A 14,603-nucleotide genomic window follows, 5' to 3' on the forward strand; every position below is an offset into this window, starting at 1 on the left:
GATCTGTTCGTGAGAAGCGCCGAGGGTGAGATTTGAACTCACGAGTCCTCTCGGACACCTGCTCTCGAGGCAGGCGCCTTGGCCAGGCTAGGCTACCTCGGCTCATACGTGCGTACCGCGGTGCCGCGTTTATCCGTTTCGGATCGCAACCCACCGAGCGTGCGCTGAAACGTTGCCCCGAGAGCCGGCGTCAGAGCGTCCCACCGCCAGTCCAAACTGCGCACGCACTGTCCGGGACGGAACGTTTATAATCTAGTTATACAACCTAGTTATTATGTCGGAAACACAACTACAACGAGCACGCGACGGACAGGTGACGGAGGCGATGGAGCGCGTGGCAGAGCGCGAGAACGTCGATCCCGACTTCGTCCGCGAGCAGGTCGCAGCGGGACAAGCAGTGATCCCGGCGAATCACAGTCACGACCGGCTCGACCAGATGATCATCGGCCGGGAGTTCTCGACGAAGGTCAACGCCAACATCGGAGCGAGCGAGACGACGAGTGACATCGACGAGGAACTGGAGAAACTCCACACTGCGGTTCACTACGGCGCTGACACAGTGATGGACCTGTCGACAGGTGGCGGCGACCTAGACGAGATCCGACAGGCCAACATTAACCACTCTCCGGTTCCGGTCGGAACGGTGCCAATCTACGAGGCGCGCAAGCAAGTCGATGCTGTCGCGGATCTTACCCCGGAACTGTTGCTCGATGTGATCGAAAAGCAAGCCGAGCAGGGCGTCGACTACATGACCATCCACGCGGGCATCCTGCTCGAACACCTCCCGCTGACCGATGGCCGGAAGACGGGCATCGTCTCCCGGGGCGGATCGATCCTCGCGCAGTGGATGGAAGAACACGGCGAGCAGAATCCGCTGTACACCGAGTTCGACCGGATCTGTGAGATATTCGCCGAACACGACGTCACCGTCTCGCTGGGCGATTCGCTGCGTCCGGGGTCGCTGGCCGACGCCTGCGACGAAGCCCAGTACGCGGAACTGGACACACTTGGGGAATTGACCGACGTCGGGCAACGTCAGGGCGTGCAGGTGATGGTCGAAGGCCCCGGCCACGTTCCGATGGACAAGGTTGCCGAGAACGTCCGCCGACAGCAGGATGTCTGTGACGGCGCACCGTTCTACGTGCTGGGACCGCTCGTGACCGACATCGCGCCGGGGTACGACCACATCACCTCGGCAATCGGGGCGGCGCTTGCGGCACAGGCCGGGGCGGCCATGCTGTGTTACGTGACCCCGAAAGAACATCTCGGGTTGCCCGAGCGCGAGGACGTTCGAGATGGGCTTGCCGCCTACCGAATCGCCGCCCACGCCGCCGACGTCGGAAACGGCCGCGAGGGCGCACGCAACTGGGACAACGCGCTCTCGGAAGCGCGATACGCCTTCGACTGGACAGAGCAGTTCGAACTCGCGCTCGACCCCGAACGGGCACGGGAGTACCACGACCAGACGCTTCCCGGAGACAACTACAAAGAAGCGCGCTTCTGTTCGATGTGCGGTGCGGAATTCTGTTCGATGCGCATCGACCAGGACGCGCGCGACGGCGGCGAGATGAACGAGATCGCAGACGAAACCGATATCGAAACCACGGCGGCAGCCGAGGTGAACCGACCGCCGGTCGGAACGCACGATTCCGATCCGGACCAGCCTGCACGGACCGACCCGGACGCGGAACACGCGAACAGCGACGACTGAACCGAGCTGTGCGGTCCCTGCGGTATCCTTGAAACTATATCATTTAATGTGTTTTAGGCGCAAGCTTATCTGTATCCTTCGCAATTGGATACTGTGAGACCAAACAACAACGAGACAGGCGTAGAATTGTACGAATGTCCAGAATGCGGTGGTCGGATCGAGGACCCCGAGACGGCAGTCTGTGATGAGTGTGGGAGCGAACTCATCAACCTCAGTCGCTCGCGTGACCTGTGAGTACGGACGCGGCAGTCGTTCGAGCGAGAAACGCCGTCACTCTTCGTCCTCGTTCGGTTCACCGTAGCCCCCGCCACCGGGCGTTTCGATAGTCACCGTCGTCCTGGCGGTCACAGCCCTTGTTACCTTCGAAGGAACAGATTCGTCGTCGATCCAGTTCTCCCCGACCGTTCCGTCCGACCCGCCAGCGACGCCGCTGGGCGGATGACGACGGCGTTCGGTCAACAGCGAGACGGTCGCGTCGGTTTCGAGCGTTATGGAGCGAACGAGCCCGTCGCCACCGCGGAAGCGGCCGTCACCGCCACTTCCGCGTCGGATCGAGTACGCCTCAACGCGGAGTGGGTACTCGCGTTCGAGCGCTTCGACGGGGGTGTTTCGGGTGTTGGTCATCCCGACCTGCGCTGCCGACCGGCCGTCCGAGTCAGGATTCGCGCCAGCGCCGCCGCCGATGGTCTCGTAGTACGTGAACGCGTCCGATCCGATGACGAGGTTGTTCATCGTCCCCTGTCCCTGTGCCGGAACGCGCTCAGGCGCGGCATCGGAGAGTGCCCCGAAGACGACATCGGTGACCCGTTGACTCGTCTCGACATTACCGCCGACGACGGCAGCGGGCGGCCGCGGATTCAACAGCGATCCCTCGGGGGCATGCACTGTCACTGGCTGATAACAGCCCTCGTTTGGCGGGATATCGGGGTCGGTGACACAGCGCAAGACGAAGTACACCGCGCTCTTTGCGACGGCAAGTGGGGCGTTGACGTTGCCCGAAACCTGTGGTGCGGTCCCCGAGAAGTCGACGGTAATCTCGCCGCCGTCGATGCTGACTGTCGTCTCGATTGGGATATCCTCGTCTGTGACGCCGTCGCCTTCCAGTACGTCCCGCGCGTGGTACTCGCCATCCGGGATCGATTCGATCTGTGCGCGAAAGCGCTCTCGCGAGTACTCGATGACGGCGTCGAACGCGTCGAACAAGCGGTCGCCGTGCTCGTCGTGCAGTTCGTCGAGACGCCGCCGTCCCCGTTCGTTTGCGCCGCGCTGGGCGCGCAGATCAGCCTCTCGTTCGGCCCGGTTGCGAACGTTCGCGAGGATCAGCGACTCCACGTCCTCGACCGACTCCCCCTCGGAGACGAGTCGAGTCGGCGGGATCCGGACGCCCTCCTGCTGGATTTCGGTCGCTCCCGCGGGCATGCTTCCCGGTGCCATCCCCCCGACATCGGCGTGATGTGCGCGGGAGACGGCGTAGCCAGCGATGTCACCGTCGATAGCGACTGGCGCCACGAGCGTGATGTCGGGGAGGTGCGTCCCACCGCGGAACGGGTCGTTGAGAATAAACACATCGCCGGGGTGAGGGTCACACGCCAGAACCGCATCGACAGCCTCGGGCATCGCGCCGAGATGCACCGGGATGTGTTCGGCCTGTGCGACCATGCGACCACGGGCATCAAAGAGCGCCGTCGAGCAGTCACGGCGCTCCGTGATGTTCGGCGAGTACGCGCCCCGGATCAGCACCTGCCCCATCTCCTCTGCGACGCTTTCGAGTTGGTTGCGGATGATCTCCAGTTCGACGGCGTCGAACTCGCCGTCCGTATCGGTCGGTTGTGCGTCCTCAGTCATCGGTCCACCTCCACGCGAAGCGTCCCCTGGTCGTCGACATCGACGCGCCACGCTGGCGGAACCACCACCGTACTCTCCCCGCCCTCGAAGACCACTGGCCCGACAAACTCCGCCCCGACCGGAAGTCGGTCGCGGTCGTACACCGGCGTGTCGCGAAACGCCCCGTCGAAGTACGCCTCGCGGTGCTCGACCGGATCGGAAGTAGTTCCTTCGTGGGAAAGAGTCGGATCGCGCCCGGGAACGGTCGCAGTGACGCGGAGTGTGACGAGTTCGACCGGATCGTCGAGTCGGTAGCCGCGTTCGCGTTCGTGTGCGGCGTGGAACCGTTCGGCGACGGCACCGCGCTCGAAGGGGTCGGGGGCCGCGACAGTCAGTTCGTGGCTCTGTCCCCGATAACGAAGCGCCGCCTCTCTGGAAATCCTCGCCCGGTCTGGAGTCGTCAGGTCCTCGAGAACTCGCTCGGAGAGGGTGTCGTAGCGCCGCATGACTGTCTCGGTGGCGAGCGTCGACAGGAGGGCGCGGTGGGTCTGCACCGCGTCGTGTCGCTCGTCAGCAGTGAGCAATCCAAGCGCCGAGAGGACGCCGTTCGCGCGCGGAACGAGGATGGTGTCGATGTCGAGGCTGTCGGCCAGCGAGGCGGCGTGCATCGGACCAGCGCCGCCGAAGGCGACGAGCGCAAACTCCCGGGGGTCGTGTCCGCGTTCGACCGTCACTGTTCGGATCGCTCGTGCCATCCGCTCGTTCGCGACGTCGATGACGCCGCGTGCCGCCGCCGTCGCATCGTCGAGGTCTGCCTCGGCCGCGAGGTCGGAGAGCGCGTCGTGTGCCGCCTCGGCGTCGAGTTCGAGGCTGTTGCCGAGTTCCGCACCGAGATAGCCCGCGACGAGGTTCGCGTCGGTGACCGTCGGCCGGGTTCCGCCTCGACCGTAGCAGACCGGTCCCGGTTGTGCGCCAGCGGATTCGGGACCGACTCTGAGTGCGCCGCCAGCGTCGACCCACGTGATGGACCCGCCGCCAGCACCGACCGTCTCGATGTCGACCATCGGGACGTGAACCGGGTGCCCTCCGACCGAGGCGGTGGTGGTTCGTTCCACCTCGCCGTCCCGGACGAGTCCCACGTCGGAGGAGGTGCCGCCCATGTCGAAGGAAATGACGCCCTCGTGGTCGTCCTCGAACAGCGCGGCCCCGACGACGCCCGCGGCGGGGCCGGACAGTGCCGTCTCGACTGCGCCATCGCGGAGGACGCTCACGTCCGTGATCCCGCCGTTCGACTGCATCACGCGCGGTTCGGGCAACCCGCGCTCGCTCGCGCGGTCTGACAGTCGGCCGAGATAGCGCCCGATCAGCGGGGTCACGAACGCCTCTGCAACCGTCGTCGCCGTACGCTCGTACTCCCGAAACGTCGGGAGTGTCTCGTGGGAGGCGACCACCGTCGCGTCGAGTTCCGCGCGGAGGGTGGCAGCCACCTGTTTTTCGGTGTCGGGCACGGCGTAGGCGTGCAACAGCGACACCGCGACCGCCTCGATGTCGTCGTCGAGACGCTCTGCGAGCGCCCGTATCTCGTCGGTGTCGACGGCCCGTTCGACGCCCTCGGGCGTCGCCCGTTCCTCGACCCCGTAGCGGCGCTCGCTCGGAACCAGCGGGTCGGGACCCCGAACCGAGGGGTCGTACAGGTTCGGTCGGTCCTGTCGGCCGATTTCGAGAACGTCCTCGAAGCCTGCGGTCGTGACGAGCGCAGTCGTCGCCCCAGTTTCTTCGAGCAGGGCGTTGGTTGCGACGGTCATCGCGTGTCTGAACTCGTCGACGTTGTCCGGGTCGACGCCAGCGTGGTCACAGGCGGTCTCGATCCCCTCGATGACGCCGACGCTCTGGTCGTCGGTCGTCGACACCTTCGCCGTCGTCAACGTCTCGCCCGCGAGCAACACGACGTCGGTGAACGTGCCCCCGACGTCGACGCCGATCCGAACCTCGCCCGTCTCCATACCGACCGAACGCGCAGGAGGAAAATAAAAGCCGTCGGTGCACGAATAGACAGAACAGAATGAACGACCGGTCGGTCGAACTCGTCTCCGTCGCGGCAGTCGCTGACAACTGGGTCATCGGCGAGGACGGAGAACTCCCATGGCCCAGCATCCCCGCGGACAGACGGCAGTATCGCGCGCGCATCGCCGACGACCCGGTGCTACTCGGTCGACGCACGTTCGAGTCGATGCGCGACGACCTGCCGGGCCGGGTTCAGATCGTCCTCAGTCGCTCGAAGGCTGCATTCGAGGAACCGACCGCGTATCGGGCCGGAAGCGTCGAGGAGGCCATCGAAATTCTCGAATCGCTCGACGCAGACCGGGGCTACGTCATCGGCGGCAGCGTCGTCTACGACCTGTTTCAACCCCATCTCGACCGGATGGTCCTCTCGCGCGTCCCCGGCGAGTACGAGGGGGACGCCCACTACCCCGAGTTCGACGAATCCGAGTGGACGCTCGAATCGGAAACGGAGTACGACGAGTACACGCTCCAGGAGTGGGTCAGAGCGGAGTGAGTCGAGACGGCTCTACAGAACTGCTCGTCGCGAGTTCGTGACGACGATGAGACTGCTCGCGGCCATCGCGAGTGCCGCAAAGAGGGGGTTGATCAGGCCAGCCACGGCAAGCGGCACCGCGACGCCGTTGTAGCAAAACGCCCAGCCGACGTTCTCGCGGATCCGCCGTCGCGTGTTCGCGGCCAGATCGAACACGTCCGGGACGGCGGTCAGGTCGGCGTCGGTGATGACGACGTCGGCGGCGTCGGCGGCGCGAGCGGTGCAATCGCCCATCGCGATGCCGAGATCAGCCGCCGCCAGCGCGGGCGCATCGTTGGTTCCGTCACCGACCATCACGGTCGTCCCCGAGTCAGCGAGTCGACGAACCGTCTCCACCTTGCCCTCGGGCGGGACGCCAGCGAACACCGAATCGACCGCCTCGTGGTCGCGAAACCGGTCGGCGCTCGCGCTCTCGTCGCCAGTGAGCACCGCCACCTCCCGATCCGCGAAGGCCTCGATTGCCGTCTCCCACTCCGCGCGCTCGGTGTCGGCAACTGTGATCACGCCCCGGGCTTTGCCCTCCCACCCGACGACGACCGGCAACCCCCCGCGCTCGTCGACGGTTTCGGCTCGCCGTGCGAGCGGTTCCGGAAGGTCGCCGAAGTGTTCGGTGACCAGTTGCGGCGTCCCGACGACGACTCGAGTGCCCTCGATGGTCCCCGAAACGCCCTGTCCGGGATGTCTCGTGAAGTCCTGGACAGTGGGCAGGTGTCGCGAAGCAGGTGACTCCGTCGGGGCGTCGTCCGACGCCTGCGTGGCGCATCCGTCGCTTCTCACGCCGCCGTCCGTGGTGAGTTCCGTCCCGTCGGGTCCGTCGATTGCGGCGTCGACGACCGCGTCCGCGACCGGGTGGCTGGCGAGTCGTTCGACCGCGGCGGCGAGTTCGAGCGTGTCGTCGTGGCCGGTCACGTCCTCGAGTGCCATCTCGCCGGTCGTGAGCGTGCCCGTCTTGTCGAAGACGACCACGTCTGCCTCTGGAGCAACCTCGAAGACGGACTCGTTCGCGACGACGACGCCGCGAGCGAGCGCGTCGCGCAACCCCGCTGAGATGGCAAGCGGCGTCGCCAGCCCGAGCGAACAGGGACAGGACACGACCAGCACCACGAGTCCCGCGAGCAGTGCGGTACCGACCGCGGCCCCGGCGACGAACTGCCACAGGGCCACGAGGACCCCGAGTGTCAACACGAGCGGGACGAACACGGTTGCCAGCCCGTCAGCGAGTCGCTGGATTCCGGCGGAACTGGTCTGGATCTCCCACAGCGCAGTCGCGATCCGGTCTGCGGTACTCTCGGCTTCAGGACCGACCGCCACGACCAGCGCGTCGTCGGTCACGACCGACCCGCCGACGACCTCGTCACCGGGTGCTTTCGTCACTGGCAGCGACTCGCCGGTGAGCACGGACTCGTCCACGGCCGCGACGCCATCCACGACGGTTCCGTCGAGCGGGACGCGCTCGCCGGGCGAGACGACCACCCTGTCGCCGGGCTGAAGATTCCCGACTGCGACCGTCTCGTGGCCGTTCTCGGTTTCGACGGTGGCTTCGCTGACGCTCGCGGCGGTGATCGCTGAGAGCCGTTCGGTCGCCTGCGAGCGGATCTGTCCCTCGTAGTAGCGCCCGAGCGTGACGACCATGATGACAGCGACGCTCACGTCGTAGTAGAGGTGGGTGCTTCCCGTCGCGAGCGCGACTGTGCTGTACCCGTAGGCTGCGAGCGCCGCGACCGTGATGAGCAGATCCATGTTCGGCTGGCGCGTCCTGACGCTCACCCACGCACCCCGGAGAACGGGATACCCCGCGTAGAAGACGACGACGGCCGCAAAGACGCCGACGACCGCCATCGGGAGGTAGAACCCAACAGAACTCGTCGAACTGGCGTCGAGCAGTCCCGTGTCGAGACCGACGTAACCGGGATAGAGATAGAAGAAGTACCACGGCATCACGAGCATCGAAAAGAAGCCGCCGACGACCAGACGCTCGACGGTCCTGTCCGCTTGTGACCGGCCATCGCTGTCCAGCCCCGTCGTTGCATCGACATCGCGGAGCCGAACCTCGTAGCCCCGGCCGGAGAGTGCCTCGGGGAGTGCAGTCTCGGAAATCGCGTCGGGGTCGTAGACGACGCGGGCAGTCTCCATCGCGTAGTTTGCCTCGACGGCGTTGACGCCCGCGACTTCCTCGCCGCGAATGCCCAGGAACGTCTCGCAGGTCGTACAGTGCATCCCCTCGACGGCGACGTACGTCTCTGCCGCACCGTCGGGAATTTCCCGATCGATCGAGCGGTCGGGGTCGAGCGAATCGACCTCGTCGGTGTCGTCGAGCGTCCGCGCCACCTCCAGACAGCCCCGACAGCAGAAGATGCCCGCGACGCTCTCGTCTGTGACTGGCGGGTCAGGCGTCGGGAGGTCACAGAGATGGCACGTGCTCATCAGTCGATCGTTTGCGCCCGCGACCCGAAACCGTGCCCGCGAACATGTTCGTGAACGTCTCCGAGTGGTATCTCACAATCGCCGAAAGCAACAGGAGGCGGGTCGTCTCAGCTACGGGTCCGGGTTGAAGACGTCGGTGTTCGGTTCGCCCTGGACGTTGAGCACCGCCATCCGGCCACGGCGGGCGACTCGGCTGAGTGCGTGGTCGACCAGTTTGATCGGGCCGGGAACCGGCGTGTCCATCTCCGCGGCGGTGACCGTCCCGGGTGCGACCGGCGTGGTCTCGACGTACCGCGCGGGCGGGGAGACCACGTCTCCGTCGCGGTAGAGTTTCGTCCAGTTGTTGCCGATGGCGTGCCAGGAGCACGTGAGGTTCGGGCCGCCGTTCGTGAAGAAGACCCGAACGCGCTCGCTCTGTTGGATATTGATGGGGTCGTACGGCCCGTCGGGGGTGAACCCGTAGGCCTCACCGTTGGCGACCACGTAGGTCGGCTCCTCGTTCGCCATCGCCTCGTAGTCGAAGGCGTGGTGGCCCTGCTCGCCCGGTTCGCCCTTCGTGTATATCTCGTGCTGGCCGAAGTAGAGTTCGCGGTCGACCTCCGGCAGTCCCTCCTCGGGTTCGACTAGGATGGACCCGAACATCCCGGCGCTGATGTGCTGGTCCAGGTTCGGCACCGCACAGTGATAGATGTGGACGCCGGGGTACATCGCCCGGAACTCGATGGTTGCGCTCTCGCCCGGAGCGACCATCGTGTCCTCCGCGCCGCCGCCCGGCCCGTACACCGCGTGGAAGTCGATGTTGTGCGGCTTGGAGTTGCCCTCCTCGTTCGTGAGGGTGAGATTGATCGTGTCGCCGCGGCGGACGCGGATCATCGGACCCGGAACCTGCCCGCCGAAGGTCATGTAGTCGAACGTGACGCCGGGTTCGATCTCCGCAGTCTCCTCGGTTGTCACCAGTTCGATGTCGTGGTGTTTCGGTTCGTCCCAGTCGACCGGGTCCGGGATGTCCGTCGGGTCTGCGGCGATGCGGTCGGTGTCGACCTCCTTCGCCTCGTCGAGTCCGTCCTGTGCCTGCTGGGTCTGAGTCGGTGCGGGACTCTCCTGCCCGTCGTTGCTGGAACCGCCGCCGAGACATCCCGCCAGTGCGGCCACGCTACTCGCTGCTGCCCCTTTGAGGACCGTCCGTCGTCGAGTGTTGGAGTCAGTCATTTGCTTTCACAGGCGTGAGTTTGTGATAGACATATATAGACCGGCGAGTGCCTTCCCGAAGCATAAGAAAACTGGTTGAACATGTTCAGCGGAATATTTATATAGGAGTTCGGGGCTGGACAGCAGTTCAGCGGGGCCGAATATCTTCGGCGAAAGTATCGGGCACGCGGCGTCAGTACGTCCACGAGATGAGTCGGTTCACCCACTCGCTGGTCGCGGGCGTCGTCGGGACGTATCTCCTCTTTGGCCTCGGCGCGACGACGGCGGCGACGGGAGCGGCGTCGTTCGCGCTGGGCCATTACGCCGTCGCGGTGGTCGTCGGGGGAGTGGTCGTCGGCGTCACAATACAGGCACTCCGGACCCAGAGAGACGCGTTCGTCCAGGCGGGGCTGGGAGCGGCAACACTATTGTATCTCTCGCAGGCGTTGGTCGGGATGGCAGGCTTTGGAGGAAATGCGGCGTTCGTCCAGCGACTCCATCTGCCCGGCGGCGTCGTCGTCTTCGGCGTGCTCTTGCTCACGCTCGTTCGCCACCTCGAATGCGAGTACGCCACGGAGAACGCGAACGCCGACGAGCTATCGCCCACGGCGGCAAACGAACAACCGACCAGTGACGGCAGACAGCAAACTGACGCGACACCAGCAGGGACCAACAGACCACAGGAGAGCGATTCGTCAAAAGTCGGGCGGCTTCGCGCCCGGGTGACAGCCTACGTCTCGCTCACGAAGCCACGCTTGATGTGGTTGCTCTGCCTGCTCGCACTCGGCGGGATGGGGCTGGCCACGACGACGGGTGCGGCGCTGTCGGGCGTGACAGTCGTGGCGACGCTTGCGGGCGGTGTCCTCGCCATCGGCGCGAGCGCGACGTTCAATCACGTCTACGAGCGCGAGCGCGACAGTCAGATGGAGCGAACGGCTGACCGGCCCGTCGCCACCCAGACGGTCGAGCCAGCGCGAGCGCTGACGTTCGGCGCGGCGCTGCTCGTCGGGTCGATGGGGACGCTGCTCCTGTTCGTGAACACACTCGCGGCGCTGTTGACGCTCGTCGCCGCAGTCTACTACGCGGTCGTCTACACTGTTTTGCTCAAGCCCACGACGACATACAACACGGTCATCGGTGGCGGCGCGGGGGCGCTGCCTGCAGTCATCGGCTGGGCCGCCGTGACCGGACGGGTCGGTCTTCCGGCGCTGGTGCTCGCCGCCGTCGTGTTCTGCTGGACGCCAGCGCACTTCTACAATCTCGCCATCGTCTACCGGGAGGAGTACGCCGCCGGGGGCTATCCGATGTTACCGGTCGTGAACGGCGTCGCCGCGACGAGACGGCGGATTTGCTACTGGCTGGGGACGACGCTCGTCGCCACCGCCGTGCTCGGGGCTGTCGTCGGCTTCGGTCGACTCTACATCGGCGCAGCGACACTCGTCGGTGGTGCCTTTCTCTGGACTGTCGTCCAGCAGTATCGGATCGACACCGAGGCTGTCACCTACCGGAGCTTTCACGCCTCGAACGCGTTTCTGGGAACCGTCCTTCTGTCCATTCTCGTCGAAACGATGGTACTGTGAACGGGAACACGTCGGGGTGCCCCACGGGAACGACCGTCCCGTCCTTCTGGGGGAGTTTATATGGATGCGAACATGTGCGCGACAATTCTGAGGGAGGCAGTCGGAGAACCTGTCACTGTGAGCGCGCCATGAGTTCGCATTCGACAGACGACGTTCCCGTTATGCAACGGCTGTACGACCGCATCTGGCTCATCGCGGCGTTGGCGATGGTCTTTTTCATCGTCGTGTATGTCGGCTGGGGGCTGTTCGACGCGTTGACGCTCCCAGCGGGGCCGAGGTGATCCAGATGTCCGACCCAACAGAACCGCCGGAAGGAAACTGGTGGGACCAACCAGTAAACCGCCGCGAGACGATCTGGCTCGGCATCGCCGGGGCGTGGTCACTTGCCATCTTCGGCTGGATGAGCGGCTTCACCCGATTTGGTGAGCAGAACCCGATCGGGGAGACCTACGAGGTCGAACCGCAGGAGTATCTGGAGAAAGTGCAGGCGTACAAGGAGCGAGCGGAGCAGACCGAGGAGGGATACCTCATCCCGCCGGACGACCAGGTGTACATCGGCGGCATCCGCTTCAACTGGGATGGTCTACCGGCGGTGCTCGAAGCGGGCACAGAGTACGAGTTCCACCTCGGCTCCTACGACGTACAACACGGCTTTTCGGTTCGGCCGGAGGGGAACCTCAGCAAGCAGATCAACCTGCAGATATTCCCCGACACCGAGTGGATCGTTCCGATGACGTTCGACGAACCCGGCACGTATCACGTCATCTGCAACGAGTTCTGTGGCAACGGCCACAACGGCATGCACGGGAAATTCTTCGTGGAGTGATACGATGAACGCAATCACACGCCTCTTCGACAACGACTACGACGACGACGGCTTCCGGGAGTGTTCGGTGACCGGCCTCGACATCCATCGGTCGGTCGAACGCCACGTCAAGCTCTACGGCCTGACGGCAGTCGTCGCGCTCGTGGTCGGTGGCCTGTTCGCGTTCTCGGTTGCGCTCACGCGGTGGGAAGTGGTCGGGCTGATCGGCGAGCAAAACTACTACAAGCATCTCAGCATGCACGCGTGGAACCTGCTCATCTTCTGGATGGTCTTCATGGAGATTGCCATCCTCTACGTAGGCGGGCCGATGGTGCTCGGTCGGCGGCTCCCACTGAAGCGACTCGCGACCGGAGGCTGGGTGGTCATGCTGGTCGGCGCGCTCGGGGTCAACTGGTCCATCTGGACAGTGTCGGGAACCGAGGTGGCACCCCTGTTGACCGCGTACGTCCCGCTCGACATTCCGAGTGCGTTCTATGCCTTTGCGATCGTCTTCCTGCTCGGCGCGACGGTCGCTGCGCTGCCGTTTTTCGTGTCCCTGTGGCTCGAAAAGCGGGAGGCCACGAACACGACGCTGCCGCTTATCACCTTCGGGGCCTTCGCCACCGGCGTCATCGCCGTGCAGGCGATTCTTGGCGGGCTTGCGGCCTTCGGATACGCCCTCGCCTGGACGGAAGGGTTCATCGAGACGATCGACGCCGGGATCTACCGGCAACTGTACTGGATCATCGGCCACGGTTCACAGCAGATAAACCTGCTCGCGATGATCACCGTGTGGTACTTCCTGACGCACTTCGTGGGCGGCGCGAAGGTCGTCTCGGAGAAGGTGTCGCGGTCGGCGTTTATCCTCTACATCTTCTTCATCAACCTCGGTGCGGCCCACCACCTGATGGTCGATCCGGGCGCGTCGGTCGGCTGGCGAATCTTCAACACCTCGTATGCGTTCTACGGGGCGGCCTTCGCGAGCATGATCCACGCCTTCGCCATCCCGGCGGGACTCGAAGCGGGGCGGCGACAGCGCGGCCAGGGCGGCGGCCTCTTCGGCTGGCTCACCTCCGCGCCCTGGAAGAACCCCGCGTTCTCGGCGACGATATTCAGCATTATCCTCTTTGGCTTCGTCGGGGGCATCACGGGCGTGTTGATGGGACAGCTCCAGCTCAACATGACCTGGCACAACACCTTCGCGACGGTCGGGCACTTCCACGGCACCGTCGCCGTCGGGACGACGCTCGCGTTCATGGGACTGGTCTTTTTCCTCATCAAGACGATGTTCCGCCGGGACTTCATCTCGGGGACGCTAGCGACGCTCGTCCCCTACTTCTACGCCGGGGCGATGGGCCTCGTGACCCTGATGATGATGTACGTCGGCATCCTCTATGGTGTGCCGCGCCGGACCTCCGAAGTCGTCTCGAACATCCCCGGTGCGAACTTCAGCCTCTCGGCTGCCGAACCGCTGTTCATCCCATTCGGCATCTTCGCCGTGCTCGCCATCCTCGCGGGGGTCTTCTTCGTGGTCGTCGCCGTCGGGTCGCTGCTCGGCGGGAGCCGACTCGACGCTGGCGACGACGGCGGGATGCTCCCGAGCGGCGGCCTCCGAACCGACGGCGGCGAGTCGGTACACGCCGTGGAGATGCGCGGCACCTTCGTCCTCTGTCTGGTCTTCATGGCGACGTTCGTCGCGCTCTACGTGTTGAACTGGTTCCTGCTCACGCAACTGTGGGAGATCGGTGTCTGAGTCGCAGCATTCAGCAAACTAATGTCATCGAATCCACTCTCGACGCTCGGTCGCGTTGGTCGACAGTACTGGCGGGACCTGTTGAGCGTCTACTACGCGAACACGCCCGTCTGGCGCTGGCTGAAAAGTGCTGCACTCGTCTTCCTGGGCTTTTTCGCCTGGATGGGCGGGTCGGTCCTGCTCTCGGTCCAGCCCGGGTGGACGTTCCTGCACTACGTGATGGCCTACGGGATGCTGGTCGTCGCCTGGGGACCGTTCACCCACTTCGTCGTCGTCCCGCTGACGATCCGACTCCGACGAACGGCCGATCATCCCGTCACGCGCGCGTTCTCGCGTAACTCCGGGACGATCAATCTCACCATCTTCTTCGCGCTAGTGGTGGTTCTCGGGACGGTCACGCCCGGGTTCATGTTGCTCGAATTCTCCCTCTCCAGCGACGGCGGCACCGACGTCACCGGTGACCTCTCGTGTGAGGTGGGCGAGACAGTCGTCACCTGCGAGATAACGGACCCAAGCGGATTCGACAGGGTGGTCGTCACGTCCGGCGGCGAGACTATCGTGACCGTCGACGAACCACCCTACACCTTCGAGTTCGAGCAGGACGTGCTCGTCGAGACACGGACGGGTAGAGAGTACCGGGTGTCGCTCCAGGACGAAAACGGCGACCGGGTTCGACGGTTCGTCAGAATCGTTCCGGGATAGGTACGCGCCGGGTGTGAACA

12 protein-coding genes and 1 tRNA gene are annotated in these 14,603 nt (G+C 64.9%); 8 read left to right on the plus strand and 5 right to left on the minus strand.

Annotation, left to right across the window (positions count from 1 at the left end):
• Window positions 1-17: 17 nt before the first annotated feature.
• Window positions 18-102, minus strand: a tRNA-Ser gene (locus ACMGFL_RS12990).
• Window positions 103-274: 172 nt separating this feature from the next.
• On the opposite strand from ACMGFL_RS12990, the gene thiC reads away from it, so the two are divergent.
• Both thiC and ACMGFL_RS13000 read left to right on the plus strand, forming a co-directional pair.
• Window positions 275-1,711, plus strand: coding sequence for a phosphomethylpyrimidine synthase ThiC (thiC, locus tag ACMGFL_RS12995; protein WP_436935960.1), 1,437 nt, complete (start codon window positions 275-277; stop codon window positions 1,709-1,711).
• Between the two features lie 93 nt (window positions 1,712-1,804).
• The gene (locus ACMGFL_RS13000) at window positions 1,805-1,945 is read left to right on the plus strand and encodes a rubrerythrin-like domain-containing protein (RefSeq protein ID WP_436935961.1); all 141 of its coding nucleotides are present in this window, start codon (window positions 1,805-1,807) and stop codon (window positions 1,943-1,945) included.
• A gap of 36 nt (window positions 1,946-1,981) precedes the next feature.
• Here ACMGFL_RS13000 and ACMGFL_RS13005 read toward each other — a convergent pair whose 3' ends face one another.
• Both ACMGFL_RS13005 and ACMGFL_RS13010 read right to left on the minus strand, forming a co-directional pair.
• Window positions 1,982-3,556, minus strand: coding sequence for a hydantoinase B/oxoprolinase family protein (locus ACMGFL_RS13005; RefSeq protein ID WP_436935962.1), 1,575 nt, complete (start codon window positions 3,554-3,556; stop codon window positions 1,982-1,984).
• Window positions 3,553-5,538: a hydantoinase/oxoprolinase family protein gene (locus ACMGFL_RS13010; RefSeq protein WP_436935963.1), complete on the minus strand. Its 1,986-nt coding sequence runs from the start codon at window positions 5,536-5,538 to the stop codon at window positions 3,553-3,555. The genes ACMGFL_RS13005 and ACMGFL_RS13010 overlap by 4 nt, the downstream gene beginning before the upstream one ends.
• 59 nt (window positions 5,539-5,597) lie before the next feature.
• Here ACMGFL_RS13010 and ACMGFL_RS13015 point away from each other — a divergent pair, with 59 nt between their 5' ends.
• Window positions 5,598-6,092: a dihydrofolate reductase gene (locus ACMGFL_RS13015; RefSeq protein ID WP_436935964.1), complete on the plus strand. Its 495-nt coding sequence runs from the start codon at window positions 5,598-5,600 to the stop codon at window positions 6,090-6,092.
• Between the two features lie 12 nt (window positions 6,093-6,104).
• Here ACMGFL_RS13015 and ACMGFL_RS13020 read toward each other — a convergent pair whose 3' ends face one another.
• Window positions 6,105-8,555, minus strand: coding sequence for a heavy metal translocating P-type ATPase (locus tag ACMGFL_RS13020; RefSeq protein WP_436935965.1), 2,451 nt, complete (start codon window positions 8,553-8,555; stop codon window positions 6,105-6,107).
• Window positions 8,556-8,666: 111 nt separating this feature from the next.
• Entirely contained in the window at window positions 8,667-9,764 is a 1,098-nt protein-coding gene (gene nirK / locus ACMGFL_RS13025) for a copper-containing nitrite reductase (RefSeq protein ID WP_436935966.1), read from the minus strand.
• Window positions 9,765-9,952: 188 nt separating this feature from the next.
• Between nirK and ACMGFL_RS13030 the strand changes: the two genes are divergently transcribed.
• From ACMGFL_RS13030 to ACMGFL_RS13050, 5 genes are all read left to right on the plus strand, one after another.
• Window positions 9,953-11,323: a heme o synthase gene (locus ACMGFL_RS13030; protein ID WP_436935967.1), complete on the plus strand. Its 1,371-nt coding sequence runs from the start codon at window positions 9,953-9,955 to the stop codon at window positions 11,321-11,323.
• Between the two features lie 128 nt (window positions 11,324-11,451).
• Complete coding sequence (locus ACMGFL_RS13035) at window positions 11,452-11,604, plus strand: hypothetical protein (protein WP_436935968.1); 153 nt, start codon at window positions 11,452-11,454, stop codon at window positions 11,602-11,604.
• 5 nt (window positions 11,605-11,609) lie between these two features.
• A complete protein-coding gene (locus ACMGFL_RS13040; RefSeq protein WP_436935969.1) occupies window positions 11,610-12,149 on the plus strand; it encodes a cupredoxin domain-containing protein in 540 nt (179 codons plus the stop codon).
• Window positions 12,150-12,153: 4 nt separating this feature from the next.
• On the plus strand, window positions 12,154-13,881 hold the full coding sequence (locus tag ACMGFL_RS13045; protein ID WP_436935970.1) for a cytochrome c oxidase subunit I: 1,728 nt from the start codon (window positions 12,154-12,156) through the stop codon (window positions 13,879-13,881).
• A gap of 21 nt (window positions 13,882-13,902) precedes the next feature.
• Window positions 13,903-14,583 (plus strand): hypothetical protein, encoded by a 681-nt coding sequence (locus tag ACMGFL_RS13050; protein WP_436935971.1) that lies wholly within the window; start codon window positions 13,903-13,905, stop codon window positions 14,581-14,583.
• Window positions 14,584-14,603: the final 20 nt, after the last annotated feature.

It is taken from the genome of Halovenus marina (genome assembly GCF_051414115.1).
Taxonomy (GTDB): domain Archaea; phylum Halobacteriota; class Halobacteria; order Halobacteriales; family Haloarculaceae; genus Halovenus; species Halovenus marina.